At 61.4% G+C, this 16,644-nt stretch carries 22 protein-coding genes; all 22 read left to right on the top strand.

All coding sequences use genetic code 11. The features are described from left to right. Positions 1-22: 22 nt before the first annotated feature. The 22 genes from OZ911_RS18095 to OZ911_RS17990 all read left to right on the top strand — a co-directional run bounded on the left by OZ911_RS18095 (position 23) and on the right by OZ911_RS17990 (position 16,643). Positions 23-484, top strand: coding sequence for a DUF2280 domain-containing protein (locus tag OZ911_RS18095; RefSeq protein ID WP_197884303.1), 462 nt, complete (start codon positions 23-25; stop codon positions 482-484). Continuing rightward, positions 471-1,757, top strand: coding sequence for a terminase large subunit domain-containing protein (locus OZ911_RS18090; protein ID WP_197884304.1), 1,287 nt, complete (start codon positions 471-473; stop codon positions 1,755-1,757). The genes OZ911_RS18095 and OZ911_RS18090 overlap by 14 nt, the downstream gene beginning before the upstream one ends. Next, positions 1,757-3,073 carry a DUF1073 domain-containing protein gene (locus OZ911_RS18085; RefSeq protein WP_268968422.1) on the top strand — a complete coding sequence of 439 codons (1,317 nt, stop codon included), beginning with the start codon at positions 1,757-1,759 and terminating at the stop codon, positions 3,071-3,073. Before OZ911_RS18090 ends, OZ911_RS18085 begins: the two co-directional genes overlap by 1 nt. 8 nt (positions 3,074-3,081) lie before the next feature. Next, positions 3,082-4,179 (top strand): DUF2213 domain-containing protein, encoded by a 1,098-nt coding sequence (locus OZ911_RS18080; RefSeq protein WP_268968421.1) that lies wholly within the window; start codon positions 3,082-3,084, stop codon positions 4,177-4,179. Further along, positions 4,179-4,631: a structural cement protein Gp24 gene (locus tag OZ911_RS18075; RefSeq protein ID WP_172285802.1), complete on the top strand. Its 453-nt coding sequence runs from the start codon at positions 4,179-4,181 to the stop codon at positions 4,629-4,631. Before OZ911_RS18080 ends, OZ911_RS18075 begins: the two co-directional genes overlap by 1 nt. Positions 4,632-4,640: 9 nt before the next feature. Then, on the top strand, positions 4,641-5,570 hold the full coding sequence (locus OZ911_RS18070) for a DUF2184 domain-containing protein (protein WP_268968419.1): 930 nt from the start codon (positions 4,641-4,643) through the stop codon (positions 5,568-5,570). Between the two features lie 9 nt (positions 5,571-5,579). Beyond that, positions 5,580-5,966, top strand: a complete 387-nt coding sequence (locus OZ911_RS18065) for a hypothetical protein (protein ID WP_268968418.1) — start codon at positions 5,580-5,582, stop codon at positions 5,964-5,966. 42 nt (positions 5,967-6,008) lie between these two features. Next, positions 6,009-6,527 carry a DnaT-like ssDNA-binding protein gene (locus OZ911_RS18060; protein ID WP_268968417.1) on the top strand — a complete coding sequence of 173 codons (519 nt, stop codon included), beginning with the start codon at positions 6,009-6,011 and terminating at the stop codon, positions 6,525-6,527. 44 nt (positions 6,528-6,571) lie between these two features. Then, positions 6,572-7,555, top strand: coding sequence for a phage minor head protein (locus tag OZ911_RS18055; protein ID WP_268968416.1), 984 nt, complete (start codon positions 6,572-6,574; stop codon positions 7,553-7,555). Beyond that, positions 7,512-7,898 (top strand): hypothetical protein, encoded by a 387-nt coding sequence (locus OZ911_RS18050; protein WP_268968415.1) that lies wholly within the window; start codon positions 7,512-7,514, stop codon positions 7,896-7,898. The genes OZ911_RS18055 and OZ911_RS18050 overlap by 44 nt, the downstream gene beginning before the upstream one ends. Further along, positions 7,898-8,296: an HK97 gp10 family phage protein gene (locus tag OZ911_RS18045; protein WP_268968414.1), complete on the top strand. Its 399-nt coding sequence runs from the start codon at positions 7,898-7,900 to the stop codon at positions 8,294-8,296. The genes OZ911_RS18050 and OZ911_RS18045 overlap by 1 nt, the downstream gene beginning before the upstream one ends. Next, positions 8,293-8,700: a phage tail terminator-like protein gene (locus OZ911_RS18040; protein WP_268968413.1), complete on the top strand. Its 408-nt coding sequence runs from the start codon at positions 8,293-8,295 to the stop codon at positions 8,698-8,700. Before OZ911_RS18045 ends, OZ911_RS18040 begins: the two co-directional genes overlap by 4 nt. A gap of 126 nt (positions 8,701-8,826) precedes the next feature. Then, positions 8,827-9,330 carry a KilA-N domain-containing protein gene (locus OZ911_RS18035; RefSeq protein ID WP_232555087.1) on the top strand — a complete coding sequence of 168 codons (504 nt, stop codon included), beginning with the start codon at positions 8,827-8,829 and terminating at the stop codon, positions 9,328-9,330. 66 nt (positions 9,331-9,396) lie between these two features. After that, positions 9,397-10,566, top strand: coding sequence for a phage tail tube protein (locus OZ911_RS18030; protein WP_268968412.1), 1,170 nt, complete (start codon positions 9,397-9,399; stop codon positions 10,564-10,566). 57 nt (positions 10,567-10,623) lie between these two features. After that, positions 10,624-11,109, top strand: coding sequence for a phage-derived protein YdaY family protein (locus OZ911_RS18025; protein ID WP_017147745.1), 486 nt, complete (start codon positions 10,624-10,626; stop codon positions 11,107-11,109). A 107-nt stretch (positions 11,110-11,216) separates the two neighbouring features. Beyond that, positions 11,217-11,456, top strand: coding sequence for a hypothetical protein (locus tag OZ911_RS18020; protein ID WP_095114781.1), 240 nt, complete (start codon positions 11,217-11,219; stop codon positions 11,454-11,456). Positions 11,457-11,535: 79 nt separating this feature from the next. Next, positions 11,536-11,955, top strand: a complete 420-nt coding sequence (locus OZ911_RS18015) for a superinfection immunity protein (protein WP_218192380.1) — start codon at positions 11,536-11,538, stop codon at positions 11,953-11,955. A gap of 55 nt (positions 11,956-12,010) precedes the next feature. Next, positions 12,011-14,941, top strand: coding sequence for a phage tail length tape measure family protein (locus tag OZ911_RS18010; protein ID WP_268968411.1), 2,931 nt, complete (start codon positions 12,011-12,013; stop codon positions 14,939-14,941). A 67-nt stretch (positions 14,942-15,008) separates the two neighbouring features. Further along, complete coding sequence (locus tag OZ911_RS18005) at positions 15,009-15,455, top strand: GvpU-like protein (RefSeq protein WP_019751375.1); 447 nt, start codon at positions 15,009-15,011, stop codon at positions 15,453-15,455. Between the two features lie 86 nt (positions 15,456-15,541). Beyond that, the gene (locus OZ911_RS18000; protein WP_019751376.1) at positions 15,542-15,688 is read left to right on the top strand and encodes a hypothetical protein; all 147 of its coding nucleotides are present in this window, start codon (positions 15,542-15,544) and stop codon (positions 15,686-15,688) included. 26 nt (positions 15,689-15,714) lie between these two features. Then, complete coding sequence (locus OZ911_RS17995) at positions 15,715-16,167, top strand: transposase (RefSeq protein WP_095114787.1); 453 nt, start codon at positions 15,715-15,717, stop codon at positions 16,165-16,167. Beyond that, positions 16,164-16,643, top strand: a complete 480-nt coding sequence (locus OZ911_RS17990) for a DUF1833 family protein (protein ID WP_197884321.1) — start codon at positions 16,164-16,166, stop codon at positions 16,641-16,643. The genes OZ911_RS17995 and OZ911_RS17990 overlap by 4 nt, the downstream gene beginning before the upstream one ends. The last annotated feature ends 1 nt before the right edge of the window (position 16,644 follow it).

Here is a 16,644-nt window from a genome sequence, read left to right as displayed (position 1 = left end):
GGCCCTAGACGGATGACACCATATGGCAGCCCTGACAAATGAGGTGAAGGGCTTCATCGTTCAGGCCCTGGCGTGCTTTGACACACCCACCCAAGTGGTGGAGGCCGTCAAGAATGAATTCGGGCAGGTCGTGACCCGCCAGCAGGTCGAAAGTCACGATCCAACCAAGGCGTGTAGCAAGGGCCTAGCCAAGCGCTGGGTGACCCTGTTCGAAGACACACGCAAGCGTTTCCGCGAGGAGACAGCAGAGATTCCGATCGCCAACCGGGCCTACCGACTGAGAGCGCTGGGCAGGATGGCCGAGAAGGCCGAGAACATGCGCAACCTGGCCCTCACCGCGCAGCTGCTGGAGCAGGCTGCCAAGGAAGTCGGTGACGTGTACGTGAACAGGCAGACCAAGGCGGATGTGCCGCAGGAGAACGCGGTACCTACTTCCGTGCAGGTAACCGTGATGGATGCGAGGAAGCGCGATGCCGACGCTTAATTGCCCGCAGGCCACCTTCATCAACATGCCGCACAAGTTTCGCGGGTTCGTGGCCGGGTTCGGCTCGGGCAAGACCTGGGTAGGCTGCGCGGGTATCTGCAAGCACGTGTGGGAGTGGCCCCGGATCAACTCCGGCTACTTCGCCCCGACCTACCCTCAGATTCGCGACATCTTCTTCCCGACCATTGAGGAGGTCGCCTTCGACTGGGGCCTGAAGGTCAAGACGAAGGAGAGCGACAAAGAGGTCGAGTTCTACAGCGGCGGCCAGTACCGCAGCACGACCATCTGCCGCTCGATGGAGAAGCCCCAGACCATCGTGGGCTTCAAGATCGGGCACGCCCTGGTCGATGAGCTCGACGTTCTGCCCAAGCTCAAGGCGGAGCACGCCTGGCGCAAGATCATTGCCCGTATGCGCTACAACGTTGACGGACTCAAGAACGGCGTGGACGTAACCACGACCCCCGAGGGGTTCAAGTTCGTCTACCAGCAGTTCGTGAAGCAGCTGCGCGAGAAGCCAGCGCTGAACGCGATGTACGGCCTGGTGCAGGCGAGCACGTTCGACAACGAGCTGAACCTGCCGCCGGACTACATCCCGTCGCTGATGGACTCGTACCCAGAGCAGCTGATCATGGCCTACCTGGATGGCCAGTTCGTCAACCTGACGTCCGGGACGATCTACACCGCCTACGACCGCAAGCTGAACGGCAGCCAGGAGACCATCCAGCCTGGTGAGGCGCTGTTCATTGGCATGGACTTCAACGTCGGCAAGATGTCAGCAGTGGTGCACGTGAAGCGCCTAGGCCTACCGCATGCGGTCGACGAGATCATCAACGGCTACGACACGCCGGACATGATCAAGAAGATCAAGGAGCGGTACTGGCTGTACGACGGCAGCGATTACCGAAACACCCGACAGATTCGGGTTTACCCCGATGCCTCGGGCGATTCGCGCAAGTCCGTTAGGGCCAGCGAAACCGACATCTCCCTGCTCAAGCAGGCCGGCTTCATCGTCTCAGCCCCCGGCGCAAACCCGCCGGTGAAGGACCGCATCAACTCCATGAACGCCATGTTCTGCAACGCCGCCGGCCAGCGCCGGTACCGCGTCAACGCCGACAAGTGCCCGACCTATGCCGATGACCTCGAGCAGCAGATCTGGGGCACTAACGGCGAGCCTGACAAGAAGCAGGGCAACGACCACCGGCCAGACGCCGGCGGCTACTTCATCCACAAAGAGTACCCAATCAACAAGTACTCCCTCGCAGGTGTTTCCTAATGGGCGTAGTCCGATACCTCAGCGACAAGCTGGTGAACCTGGTCGCGAACCTGGGCACCGAGCGCGACAAGGCATCGGGCTCGACGTATGCGCCGGTGATCCTGACAGATGAGCAGCTGGTCAATGCGTACCGGGGTGCATGGCTGCCCCGCAAGATCGTCGACATCCCTGCCTTAGACGGCACTCGCCGCTGGCGGGGATGGCAGGCTGACAAGAAGCAGATCGAGAAGATCGAGGCCGAGGAGGCTCGCCTTGACCTTCGCGCCAAGGTGAAGCAGGCCCTGACACGGGCAAGGCTGTTCGGCGGCTCGGCAATCTTCATTGGTACCGGCGAAATGAATACCGCGGTCCCGCTCAACCCTGACCGAATCCAAACAGGCGGCCTCAAGTACCTGGCAGTGATGAACCGGCGCCAATTGTCGCCGACTGAGATTGAGCAGGATCCGCAGTCGGAGCGCTTCGGCAAGCCCAAGGCCTACCGACTGGCGGATAGCCAGCTGGAGATCCACCCGTCTCGACTGGTGATCTTCTCCGGCGCCGAGCACCCAGACCCAGATCTGGCCCCGGCCAACATCTTCGGCTGGGGCGATTCGGTGCTGCAGGCGCTGTTCGAGGCCATCAAGCAGTCCGACGGAACGATGGCCAACGTAGCCAGCCTGGTGTTCGAGGCCAAGGTGGACGTTATCCGCATTCCTGACTTCATGCAGAGCCTGCAGGACGATGGATACCGGAAACAGGTGCTGGAGCGTATCACCTTGGCAGCCACCGCCAAGGGCATCAACGGGACCCTGCTGCTCGACAAGGAAGAGGACTACGAGACCAAGTCGGCAAGCTTCGGCACGCTGCCCGACATCATCGACCGCTTTCTACAGGCTGTATCCGGCGCCGCCGACATCCCAGCCACCCGCTTGCTGGGGCAGTCGCCGTCCGGCCTGAACTCGACCGGTGAAGCTGACCTGCGCAACTACTACGACCGCATTCAGGCGCTGCAGGAGCTGGACATCACGCCTGCACTGAAGCTGCTGGATGACTGCCTGATCCGCTCGGCGCTCGGCTCCAGGCCGGCCCAGATCCACTACGTGTGGAATCCCCTCTGGCAGCCGACGGCGAAGGAGCGGTCGGAGATCAGCAAGCAGACTGCCGAGACCATCAAGACCCTGGGCGAGACGAAGCTCTGGCCTGAAGACGCGCTGAGCAAGGCGGCCACCACGCTTCTGGTCGAGCAGAGCGTTCTTCCGGGTTTGGAGGCGGCCATCACTGAGTTCGGGGCTGAACTTCCTGAAGAAGAGCCAGACGACGTTCCGCCCACGCCCTGAGGTAAACCATGCACATCACTGACAAAGTCAGCCTGGGCGATACCAGGCTGAACGATTCCGGCTACCTGGAAGCTTTTGCGCTCACTGCCCGAACCGGCATTCAGCAGTACCTGGGCGCCGAGGTAGGCCGGCCAGACCTGAAGGTCGTGAACGTCTACCGCGACGAGAAGGAGGTTTTCTCCAAGCGCTCGCTGGATTCGTTCTCGAAGATCCCGATGACCAACGACCACCCGGGCCAGCCGGTTACCGCCGCCAACTGGAAGCAAGTGGCCGTGGGCACTACTGGCGACGAGGTGCTGCGCGACGGCGAGTACCTGAAGATCGGCCTGAAGATCACCGATGGTGACGCAGTAGCCGCGGTACAGGCCGGAAAGCGCGAACTGAGCGTGGGCTACAGCTGCGAACTGGTCTGGGAGGACGGGGAAGCCCCGGACGGCACCAAGTACCAGGCCAAGCAAACCAACATCATCGCCGACCACATCGCCATCGTTCAGCGCGGGCGGGCCGGCAGCCGGGCAAGCATTGGCGACTCCTGGCCACAACACACCCCAACCCCCGAGGAAAGACCCATGACCCTGAAGACGGTTACCGTCGACGGCATCCCGGTTGAAGTAACCGACCAGGGCGCCGTTGTCATCGCCACCCTGCAAGGCCGCCTGGCCGACGCTGCTACCAAACTGACCACCACCGAGGCTGCGCACGCCAATGCAATGGCTGCCAAGGACTCGGAACTGGCCCAGAAAGACGCCGAGATCGATGACCTGAAGTCCAAGCAGATCACCGACGCCCAGATTGACGCGCGCGTGAAGGTTCGCGGCGACCTCATCGCCAAGGCCAAGGCCATCCACGACGGCGACTACTCCGGCAAATCCGACGGCGAAATCCGCAAGGCCGTGGTCATCGCCAAGATCGGCGACGCCGCCATCGCTGGCAAGACCGATGCCTACATCGATGCGCGCTTCGACCTGTTGCTGGAGGATGCCGCCAAGGATCCGGTCCGCCAGCACCTGATCAATCAGGACGGCAAGCCGCAGAACAGCCATGACAACGGCCAGCAGGCCTATGAGCAGCGTCTGAACGACGCTTGGAAAGGGGGTGCCAAGTAATGGCCGTTCAAACCAGCTACACCGCGACCATTCGCGCCGGCCTGCCGGGCATGATCGTGGACATGATCCCGAAGACCCTAATCTCCCGCACCGTGCAGGCTGCTGGCGGCCTGGCCTTCGGTGTGCCGGTCATCCAGGGCACTGCCGACAAGGCAGGTCGCGCCTCTACCACCGGCGACACCGCAGCCAAGTTTGTCGGCATCAGCGTCCGCGATCGCTCGGTCAAGGCCGAGGCCAACCAGTACAGCCAGTACGAATCGGCCCGCGTGATGACCAAGGGCGCTATCTGGGTGACCGCATCCGTGCAGGTTGCCGCAGGCGACCCGGTCTACTTCGTGCCGGCAACCGGCGTGTGGACCAACGTGGCCACTGACAACGTCCTGGTGGCAAACGCCCGCTTCGACACCAGCACTACCGGTGCAAACCAAATCGCTCAAGTCCGCCTGGGCTAAGGAGAAACCATGCGACACATTCAGCTCCTCGATGCTCAGGCCGCCCTGGGCTTCGTGGTATCCCAGACCTCGTACATCGAGCGTCAGGTGAACGAGATCGTCTATGCGGACATCCAGTATCCGCAGCTGATCCCGGTCGACACCTCGGCCCCAGAGTGGATCAAGACTGTCACCTACTACTCGGCTGACAAGGTCGGTAAGGCCGACTGGATCAACGGCAACGCCGATGACATCCCGCTGGCCAGCACCGAACGCTCGAAGTTCGAGACCCAGATTCACATGGCTGGTATCGGCTACGGCTACGGCCTGGAAGAGATCAGCCAGGCGCAGATGCTGGGCATCAACCTGACCGCTGACGACGCCATGGCCGCCCGCCGGGCCTATGAGGAAATGGTCGACCGAGTTGCCCTTCTGGGTGACTCGTCGAAAGGCTTCTCGGGCCTGTTCAACTTCCCAGGCGTCACCGCCGGCACCGCTGTGACCGGCAACTGGGCTACCGCTACCGCCGACCAGATCCTGGCCGACGTCAACACGGCACTGACCGTGCAGGCCCAGGGCACGCTGTTCACCGCATTCTCCGACACCCTGCTACTGCCCTACAGCAAGTTCCTGCTGCTGGCCACCCGCAAGGTGAACGACCAAGGCCTGGAATCGATCCTGACCTACCTGCAGCGCAACAACGTGTACACCGCGCAGACCGGTCGTCCGCTGATGATCAAAGGCCTGAATGGTCTGGACACCGCCGGCGCTGGTAGCACCGCGCGCATGATCACCTACCGCCGCGACCCGTCGGTGCTGAAGATGCACATCCCGATGCCGCATCGCTTCCTGCCCGTGTACCAGGCCGGCCCGATCCGCTGGGAAGTCCCGGGCATCTTCCGCCTGGGCGGCGTGGACGTTCGCCGTCCTGCTGAAGTCCGCTACACCGACGGCATCTAAGGGGGTCACATGGCTAAGGTAACCAACACCCATACCAAGACCCCCATCGGCCTCCCTGACGGCTCCGTGGTGCCTCCTGGCGGCACTATCGATGTGCCGCAATGGGTCGACTACAGCAAGCGTCAGAATCTGGGGTTCTACGTCGAGTCCGGCGTGCTGGTGGTAGAGGCTGGAGAGACGACCGAGCTGAGCAAGGAAGAGTTGATGGCCAGGCTGAAAGCGCTGGGCATCGAGGTTGGCGCCAACGCCAAGCCTGAGACTCTGCAGAAGCGCCTGGCTGAAGTTGAGGCCAAGGCCAAGGTTGATGCCATCGCCAAGCTCAAGGAAAAGGGCATCGAGGTCGGCGACGACGTCACCCTGGAAGAGCTGCAGGCCGAGCTGGCCAAGCACCCGTAATACACCCCGGGCGGTTCTCCGCCCACTTATTCGAGAGCGATGATGGCTGACTACTACGGTACCGTGGCTGGCGCTGACGCCTACCACCAGGCCCGTGGCAATGCCGCCTGGGCGGCTGCTGCTGAGGCCGACAAGGAAGCGGCACTGGCGCGGGCATCAGCCTACATCGACGGCCTTGGCACCCAACTGCCCACCACAGGCTGCGTCCTGTCTTTCCCAGGGCGCAAGGTTGGCGGCAGGGCCCAGGCGCTGCAATGGCCGCGCGAAGGCGCTACAGACCGCAACGGCGACCCAATCGACGCTGGCTCAGTGCCGCGAGAGGTGGAGCAGGCAGTCTACGAAGGCGCGCTGCGTGAACTGGTGAAACCGGGCAGTCTGAACCCTGACTACGTCGCCTCCAAGGCCGTGAAACGGGCCAAGGTAGGGCCTCTGGAAACCGAGTTCTTCGGCCCTGAGGATGTCGACGGGCAGCCCAACAAGCCCGTCGTCGGCATCATCAACGACATCCTGGCGCCAATCATGGTGCTGCGGTGCCCGCTGCCGGCAGTGGTGGTCGTGTGAATCAGGCAGAACTCATCCGGCTGATTGAGGGCATGGAGCCGGCCATGGCCAAAGCCTACCTTGACCAGATTCGGGCAACGCTGGACGCGGCCACCATTGCCGAGATCGAGCGCCTCATCGCGACGCGAGACGATTCCGCCCTGGCGGATATGCTTGCGGTCGGGGTGTTCGCTGCACTGATGGAGTTGATCCGCTCGGGCTATATGGCCGGCGCCAAGGCAGAAGCGAGCAGCGTACCGCGCAGCCTGGGCAGGCAGGAGCTGGATGTGAATGCCGATGGCGCCCAGTCATGGCTGGCGCAGCACATTGCCAACCTGAAGGCACAAATGGCCCTGGATCAGGTCGATGGCATCAGCGTTACGGTTTCATCAGGTCTTCAGGCCGGTCGAAGCCCGCGACAGATCGCCCTGGACCTGGCTGGCCGCGTGAGCAAGCAAACCGGTCGGCGCACAGGCGGCACGGTCGGGCTGCCTGGCAACTTCTCACAATACGTGGCCGATGCCCGCACCCAGCTGCGCAGCGGTGATCCTGAGCAACTGCGTAAGTACCTGACCCGAACCCGCCGCGACAAGCGATTCGACGCCATGGTCATGCGGGCGCTGAAGAACGGCACGCCGGTGACCAGCGTTGATGTCGACCGCATCGCCGGGCGCTACGCCGACCGCCTGCTGCAGACCCATGCGCAGATGATCGCTCGCACCGAGGCGCTTGAGTCATTCAGCGCTGGCCGTGACCGGGTGTATGAGCAGCTGGTCGAGCGCGGGCTGCCACGGGAAGCCATCGTCAAGGACTGGGAGACCAGGCGAGACGAAAAGGTGCGCAACAGCCACGCTGGCATGCAGGGGCAGACCCGGACACTGGGCGAGCCGTTCAGCACCAACTCAGGCGCGCTGCTGCGCTACCCTGGCGACCGCGCTTTGGGCGCAGGATGGGACGAAACCGCGAACTGCCGGTGCCAGGCCCGGTACACCATAAGGGCGAACTATGCGCGACGAGATGCAGGAAATCTTCGGGGAGCTGTTCGATGACGTCTTCGCGGAGTCTGTGACCGCCTTCACCGGCGAGTACATGGGCCCCGGCGTCACCGATCCGGTGACAGAGGAAACTACGGCGCAACCGGTGATCTACGCCGGACGTGGAGTTTTCCATGAGTACGACGAGAAGCGCGTGGACGGGCTGAACATCAAGTTCGGCGACATCCAGCTGATCGCGCTGACCAACGAAGTGGCCGACCGCCCCGACATCGGCCACCTGGTGGAGACGACAGACGACGTCGGTATCCTCGGTATGCCCGCCAAGGGCTATCGAATCGTGCGTGTGGGCGGCGACCCTGCGGGCGTGCACCATGATCTGCAGTTGAGGAAGGCGTAATGGCCAGGCAGAGAGGAGGGCGCGCCTGGGGCGTGCCGCCGTCGGCGTTCATCGGATTGGTGGAAGATGCCCTGGCCGAGCGGCATCGCTCGATCACCCTGGCAATGCTTGGGGAGATCGTTCTACGGGCTCCTGTGGACACCGGGCGCTTCCTGGCGAACAACATCGTCAGCATCGGTTCGCCTGTCTACTACTCCCTCGACGCCTACGACAAGAGCGGGCGGGAGACGGTCGCAAAGGGCGAAAGCGTGCTGTCTGGGCTTGAGCCCTACACCGTCACGTACATCCAGAACAACCTGGTATACGCCGGCGCGCTCGAGGACGGCCACTCACGTCAGGCGCCGGCGGGCATCTACGGCATCGCCTTCTATGGCGCGACACAGGCCTTCGACAAATGACCTTCGAACAGATCCGGGCCATCGTCACTGGCCGCATGACGCAGTGGGCGGGCATTCCCGCAGACGCTATCGATTATCCGAACCCGCTACAGGGGCCTTTCAATCCTGCCGGTAAGCCAATCTGGGCCAGGCTCGCGGATGTGCCCGGGCTATCCAGCGCCACAGAGACCGGGATCGGCCCCTGCGTTCGCCGCACCGGCATCATCATGATTCAGCTGTTCGTGCCCAGCTACAAGGGCACGCTGGCCATTACCAAGGCCGCCGACACGCTGGTGCAGCACTTCGAGTTCTACAGCGACCCGACTGGGCCGTTTGAGTGCTACGCAGCCTCGGCCAGCACGATCGGCGATGACGGCCATGGCTGGTACCAGGTCAACGTCAGCTTCCCATACCGGGCCTACTGAGCCCGCCAATTTCTGCCGCAAGGCAACCAAACACGCAGCCTAGGCCCGTACAGCCGAACGGTGGATGTTCGTTCATCCGTCCGCCCCGGCTGCGTTTCTATTCGCCTGATGAACGAGGTGTCACAGATGATCGAGAGCAACGTCATTCCGTTTCACTACCAAGGCCAGGCTGTTCGCTTCAATAGCGATGGCTGGATCAATGCCACTGATGTAGCCAAGCGATTCGGTAAACGCCCGGTCGATTGGCTGAAGCAGGACGAAACCAAGCAGTACATGGGTGTTTTAGCCGAAGCGCTTAATTGTGATCCTGAGTCACTTTTAGAAACTCGCCGCGGGCGCTACCAGAGCGGCACCTGGCTGCATCCGAAGCTGGGGGTGGCCTTTGCTCGATGGCTGGATCTGAAGTTCGCCGTCTGGGCCGACCTACACATTGATGCCCTGCTGCGCGGCGAGTTGAACGAGAAGCAGCAATTTGACCGCGCCTGCCGTGCTCTGGACGACGCGAAGGCCGTTGCAAGCCTGAGCGGTCGTGAGCTGGCCCGCTGGCGCAACAAGAAGCCAGGCCTGGAACACCAGGTCGAATACTGGCGCGACCAGTTGCAAATGACACTCGGGCTCGACGCGGCCTGATCAGAGTCCGACCAATGCACCGCCACATGGCGGTTTTTTTACGCCTACTCATAGGAGAAACACCCCATGTCGAGCGGTGCAAAAGTACAGCTTGCCTCCATCAAAGAGGTGACGCCAGGCGTAACGCCGGCCGGTGACTGGAAGGTGCTGACCCGCATCAGCAATGGCCTGATGCCGACCTTCAACTCGGAAGAGAACAACGAAATCGGCTTCACCCGCATGTCTCAGGGTACTGCCCAAACCACCGTGGACGTGGGCGGCGATATCGAAACCAAATGGCGCTTTGGCGCACTGGACGATTTCATGGCCTCCTGCTTCGGCAAGGACTGGGCCGGCAACGTCCTGACCATGGGCGACGACCGCATCACCTTCTCGATCGCATCCTACGCGACCGATATCGGTGTCTCGGCCATTGCTCGTGGCGTGCAAGTCGCAAACATGAACTTCGATTTCCCAGGCGACAACGAAGTCACGGTCACCATGACCATGGCGGCGCGCTCCTGGGATGACAAGGGCGACAACACGTCGTTCATCGTCAACGCCCAGCCCGAGTCCAGCCAGCGGCGGTTCAGCTTCAAAGACATCAGCGGCCTGCGTATCAACGGGGTCCAGGTTGGCGAGGGCAACGCCTGCGTCGACAGCTTCAACCTGCAGTTCGACAACAACGTGCAGACCCAGCGCTGTATCGGCAACGGCAACCCGTACCCGGGCAACATCATTGCCACCACCTTCACCCCGTCCGGCGCGATCACCATCAGCTGGTCGAGGATGGCCTACGAGCTGTGGAAGGCCCAGAAGGGTAATGACGCGATCAGCCTGGAATTCACCATCGGCAACGCCGACGGCGGCTACAAGTTCCTGATCCCCGAGATGGAAGTCACCGCAGACTGGCCTGATGGCGGATCGACCGACATCATCCAGGTGGAGCTGAACTACACCGCCCGCCGCGTGGCCCCGACCATCACCCGTCTGCCGGCGCCGATCGTTGTGGCTGCTGTGGATGTCACTCCGGCCACCCTGAGCCTGGAAGTAGGTGATACCGGTGACCTTGAAGTCGTGGTCACCCCGGCCGGTGCCAGCCAGCAAGTCACCTGGACCACCTCCGCCCCGACCATTGCCAGCGTGAGCGAGACCGGCCTGGTCACCGCTCTGGCAGTCGGCGCCGCCACCATCACGGCCACCAGCGTCGCAGACGGCACCAAGACCGACACCAGCGCTGTCACCGTCACCGCTTAACCCTTTGCCCGGCGCACCCTGCGGTGTGCGTCGGGCCTTTTACCGCAGAGGAATACCATGGGCATCACCATTGCGAGAAAACCAGAGCTGGATATCAACGGCGAGCGCTGGGTGCACTTCAAGGTCGGCCCGGGTGGCCTGGCTGTGAAGTGCGATCAGGGCCCGGACACGGCGGCGATTCTGGTCGCATCCATTGCCAACCCAATCTACAAGTCGCACCAAGCCGTAATCCGCCGGCACCTCGCCGCGCTGAATCAGCAAGCTGGCGTGGGCACGGCAGGCTTCACCATCGACTCCATCCCCGATGTTGAGCTCGAAACCGACGACGATCTGTTCATCGACCTCGCCACCAAGCACCTGATCAAGGACTGGCAGGGTATCGACGTCGAAGAGCGCCCGGGCGAGCCGGCCAAGTACACCCCGCAGCTGTGCAAGGCGCTGATCGAGCAGATGCCAAGCATCTACTTCCTGGCCCTGCGCACCGGCCTGGACATTGCCAAGCGCATCGAGGAGCAGGCCAAGGCCACTGCGGAAAAGCAGTAGCGGCATATCGCTGGGGTAGGGACTGGGCCGGGCTGGAGAACGAGAAGAAGCGCTGGAAGCATGAGCGCCTTGGCCTCAAGGCCCAGGAGCCCCCAGAGATCGACGACGTGGTCGCCGAGATCCTTGAGGCCTACGGGCATATCGGAAGGTCCAGGCAGTACGTCGGAATGATGGGGGCTCCGGCCCCGATCGCACCGGCAGCCATTGCTGAATACCTCGACCGCTACCCCTCTGTGATATGCCGCGAAGAGTTCGACGCCGCCATCTTCGCCCTGGACGACGAGTTCCGCCGGCGGTGGGATGAGCAGAATCAAAAAGAGGGTGAAAAAGTCAGGTCCAAGAAGTAGCCGCTGCTCAGGCCATCCGTTGGTCCGTGCACCCATGAAGTGCTAGCATCCAGCCATACGTTCATACAGGGATGAGTTTATGTTTGCAGTGAGATTCGTGGTTTTGGCATTTCTGGCTGCTTACAGCTTGGGCATGGGGACCATACCAGCTAATGAGCTGAATGCTTTTGGCAAGCTCGTCGTGTTTTCTGGGCTGATCAGCGTGCCGCTGCTTTACATGCTTCCCACGATCGAAGCTAAGTTGCGCGGGCACACCAATATCGCCTCAATTGCGCTCGTTAACCTGTTCCTCGGCTGGTCGCTGATTGGCTGGGTAGTCGCACTGGTATGGGCCTTCAAAAAGCCAGAAACGGCACCTGCAGTGGCCGCTCCGAACAAAGAGGCGCCGGTAGTGGAACAGGCTGCCGCAGCCACAAAAACCTGCCCATTCTGCGCTGAAGATATCAAGGTGGAAGCCATCAAGTGCAAGCACTGTGGCAGCTCCCTAGTGGTGAGCTAACACCAAACACATACAAGACCCGCTTCGGCGGGTTTTTTTATGCCCGGAGAAAGGTATGACCCAGGAATCCCGCCTGGCGGTAACGATCGACTCGAGGGGCGCGAAGCGCAATGCGGACGACCTAACATCATCCCTTGAGCGCATGGAGAGGGCCGGCGATGCAGCGGCCTCATCTGCCGATGGTGTGAGCAGTAGCCTTGATGATCAGCGCAAAGAGCTCGCCCAGTTGCTGGGTCAGATCAACCCCACGGTTGCCGCCTTGGGCCGTCTTGATGACATGCAGGAAAAGCTGGCCAAGCTGAAGAAGGCTGGAGTCGTCGAGAGCGACACATTCGTCGAGTACACCCAGCGCATCAATACGATGCGAGAAGCTCTCGGCGAAACCACCACGACCATGAACAAGGCTGGAATGTCGGCCAAGGCTTACCAGGCAGCATTGCGTGGAGTGCCTGCTCAATTTACCGATATCGCGGTTAGCCTTCAGGGCGGGCAAGCGCCGCTCACGGTGTTCCTGCAGCAGGGCGGTCAGCTCAAGGATATGTTCGGCGGCGCTCTACCTGCGGCCAAGGCCCTTGGTGGTTACGTCCTTGGCCTGGTGAATCCGTTCACAGTGGCGGCCGCAGCAGCTGGCACACTGGCTCTGGCGTACTACAAGGGATCCGAAGAGTCGGATCGACTGACTGATGCGATTACCAGGAATGGGAACGCAGCAGGTACGAGCTACAGCGAACTTGCCAACCTTGCCGAGCAGGTGGCTAACACTGGCACGACTGTTGGCGCAGCGTCTAAGGTTCTCGAGCAGCTTGCCGGGGCCGGCAACGCTCTCACCCCCATGTATGCGCAGATCACAAAAGCGTCACTGGCCTGGACCAAGCAGACGGGGGAAGACGTTACCAAGGTAGTTCAGTCCTTCAACGAGATCGCTAAAGGTCCAGTTGAGGCAGTGAAGAAGCTCGACGCAGAGCTCAACTTCCTCACTGCCAGCCAGTACGCGAACATCATCTCTCTGGAAAAGCAGGGGAAAACCATCGATGCCGCAAGGGCGGCGACGGATCTGTATGCAACAGCATTGAGCTCCAGATCGGCAGAGATGGAAAGCAATCTCGGCTCCCTGGAGTCCGCCTGGCAATCCCTTGGCAGCTTCGCCAAGAAAGCCTGGGATGCGATGCTTGATGTTGGGAGAAAGACCACTCCTGAACAGGAACTGGCCGATGTCTATAACCAGATCGCCGAGGCACGCAAGTCCATAAGCAAGTACGGGTCTGCCGCGAGCAGCCTTATGGGCGTAAACCCCGACAGCCTCAAGGCGCTGGAAAAGCGAGCCACTGAACTGCAGGGCCGTATTGCCGACGAAGCCTGGAAGGCGTGGGAAGGCAATACCAACAGATTTGTTCAAGACGCCGGCAAGAAAGGCGTGGATCTGATCAACTCGACGTTCACTGCCGCGCAGACCCAGACCCAGAAGCTGCAGAAGCAGCTGGAGGACCTCGACAAGGCCCGCGCCGATGCGATGGCGGCCGGCGGCTTCAATTCCGAACAAGAGACAAAGTACGCCACTGCCCGCAAGAACATCGAGCAGGAAATAGCGGACATCAAAGCCCGCGAGGCAAAGAAAAACGCTCCGAAGAACGTCAACCGTGGCGTGGCCGAGGCCGAAAACACCTTCGCCCGCCTATACGGCCAGTACGACCCAGCAGCCCAGGCCGCCCGAGCCCTCACCAAGGAGCAGGGCCAGCTCGACCTGGCGCTCACCAAGGGCAAGATCACGCAGGAGGAGTACAGCAAGGCGCTGGCCCAGGCTTCGATCAATTATGCCGCGGCGTTAAAGGGTGCCCAAGGGCTCACGGCTGCGGAGCAGTATCGAGCGCAGGTGAACCGCCGGCTGGCCATTGAAGAGGAAGGCTACAGGGTTGAAGCCAACTCTGTTGGCATGGGAGATCTTCAGGCGGACCGGTACCGCCAGCGAGTTCAGCTCGAGCGGCAGATGAACGATGAGATCATCGCCTTGCAGGACAACCTCAGGTTGGCGGAGAACGCCTCACAGCGTGCAGCCATCCAAGAGCAGATAAAGATCCTCGAAGATACCAACCCGGCCAGGCTTCAAGCCTTGCAGAAGGGCTGGGCGATGATGGACCAGGCCATGCTCAACCCTATCAACGGGTGGACGGCGGCGGTTCAGAACTTCGGCAACCAGGCGCGCGACATCGCCGGGCAGACGGAGTACATCTTCTCCAGCGCGTTCAACAACATCTCGACCGACATCACCGACGCGATCATGGATGGGCAGTTGTCGTTCAGCAACCTGGGTGACATCGCCGGTAACGTCGTGCGCGACATCCTCGCGGGTTTCGTGAAGATGGGTGTGCAGATGGCGCTGAATGCGGCGCTAAACGCCACCTTGGGTACGGCGGCGGCTGGCCAGAGCATGATCCTGGCCGGGACAACGGCCACGGCTTGGGCGCCGGCGGCGGCGATGGCATCCCTTGCAACGCTGGGCGCCAACTCCGTGCCCGCGGCGGCGGCGCTGACTTCGACCACGGCCCTGGCATCCAGCCTGGCCGTGATTCCTGGCTTCGCCACCGGCGGCTACGTGTCCGGCGCCGGTACCGGCACCTCCGACAGCATCATGGCCAGGCTGAGCGACGGCGAGTTCGTGGTGAATGCGGCGGCGACCAAGCGCAACCGCGCTCTGCTCGAAGCGATCAACTCGAATGAGCGGGTATCGGTGGTTGGCGGCGGAGGTTCGGCTGTTACGACGCAGTCTTCGGCGCAGAGCGGCGGATCGCAGACCAACCAGGTAATCCATCAGGTCACCATTGAAAACTACAGCCAGAGTCAGGTGGAGACCAGGACCGATCCGGACGGGCGCCTGAGGGTGCTCGTGCAGGCCGTCAAGGAGCAGATCGCTGACGAGTTTGCCGCTGGGTACGGCCCCGTCGTTGATGCGGGCGAGGCAGCATATGGATGGAAGAGGAATCCATACTGATTATTTCTGAGTGGCATATGGCCATTTCAGATGGTTAGACTGGAAAATCCTTCATTGAGGTTTTCACATGGAACAGGAATCTTCAAAGCTTGCCCCTCTAGAGCCAATTTCGGACAACATTGACCGGGATTGGCTGCTGCAGCACCTGGTGACTCATGCCAACCGCACGCAGGATTTCACTATCCCTATAACCCTTTGGGTTGGTGGAGGCCTGATTTCCGGCATGCTTGTTTCCGGTAGTAAGTTCTTTGACGCCTACACAGAGGAAATTGTGAAAGGCGTCAAAGAAGAAGGCAAAGACGCCACGCGGAAATTCTTCCGTGAGATGGGAGGCTCTTACTACGAGCCCTCCGATAGCCCAGCGCATAACACGGCATTCATTCATCTGCTTGATGCGAAGTTCTGGAGCCCGTCCGGACAGATCCCATCGTCAAAGCATAATGGTCCTGCGTGGCGCGGGCGAATCAGCCAAATCACCGGATACAGCCTTGGACAGTTGATGGCCAAGGAGTAAGCAGAAGCCCCGTTAAAGCGGGGCTTTTTTATGGGCGCTGTTCAGCTCATACCACATTCTCTCCAAGCCCAATCTGAGAGCAGTTTATGACTACCGAAACCGAAGAGGCCGAGAACGGGCCGGGCGCCACTGTGCCCGACCCTGAGCCCTCTCAGCCCGACGAGAAAGAGCTTCTGCTGCAGCGGCGCCTTGCCCGCATTGAAGAAGCGCTGGGCCTCAGCCCTCTCACCTAAACGCAAACCTCAGCTGAGGAATGGCAATGATTCAATACCCGGCAGAATTGCCACTTCCGCTGCAAGATGGGTATGGCTACACGACAGTCGACCCTATACGAGCTACCCCAATGGTGACTGGCAGACGCCGCTACCGAAAGATAAGTAGTTACGTGCCTTCAGCGCTGACGCTGAACTTCAACTTCAGTGAAGCTGAGGCCGGCTTTTTCGAGGCATGGTATTCGAGAACCCTGAATGAGGGAATGGAGTGGCTGGAAATGCCGCTCCAGTTACCGGCTGGTTTCAAGAAGTATCCGATTCACTTCACTGGGATCTACGGCAGGGTAGAACTGACGCAGATAAAGCGGTGGCGTTACTCCATCGGAGCTGAGCTCAAGAAACGAGAACTTATTCCAGAGGGTTGGGAGCAGTTCCCGCAGTTCTGGCTGAACAAAGACATCATCGACTTGGCGATCAACAGGGAGTGGCCTGAAGCATGAGCCTGATCGAGGAGTGTTATGCCTCGGGCAGAGGCGAGCTGGTCGACACCATCGAGGCGCGGGAGGAGGGTGGCACTGTCTCCCACCTCTACTGCTCGGGCTGGGAAGACCGGGTGTGCACCACCGAGGACGGCCGCACGCTGACCTTCATAGCGATGGCCATGGACTTGGCCCTGCCCAGGAACGACAACAGCGCGTTCCAGAACCTGGTGCTTGGCTTGGACAACGTAACCGGCGAGGTGCAGGAGGTGGTGGAGGCGGCCAAGGCTGCCGACAAGCGCTTCATCATCACCTTCCGGCGCTACCTGGCGGAAGACCTGTCTTTTCCGCAGGAGCGGTACCGCATGACGCTGCTCAGCCGGGAGTATGAGGACGACGTGGCCAAGCTCACCGCCGGCTTCTTCGACCTGCTCAACACCAACGGTCTGCGCACCGTCCTGACCCCATCCTTGGCACCTGGCCTGACGTACCTCTAAC

This window comes from Pseudomonas fortuita, from assembly GCF_026898135.2.
Lineage (GTDB): Bacteria > Pseudomonadota > Gammaproteobacteria > Pseudomonadales > Pseudomonadaceae > Aquipseudomonas > Aquipseudomonas fortuita.
This window is presented reverse-complemented; position numbering and strand designations above follow the sequence as displayed.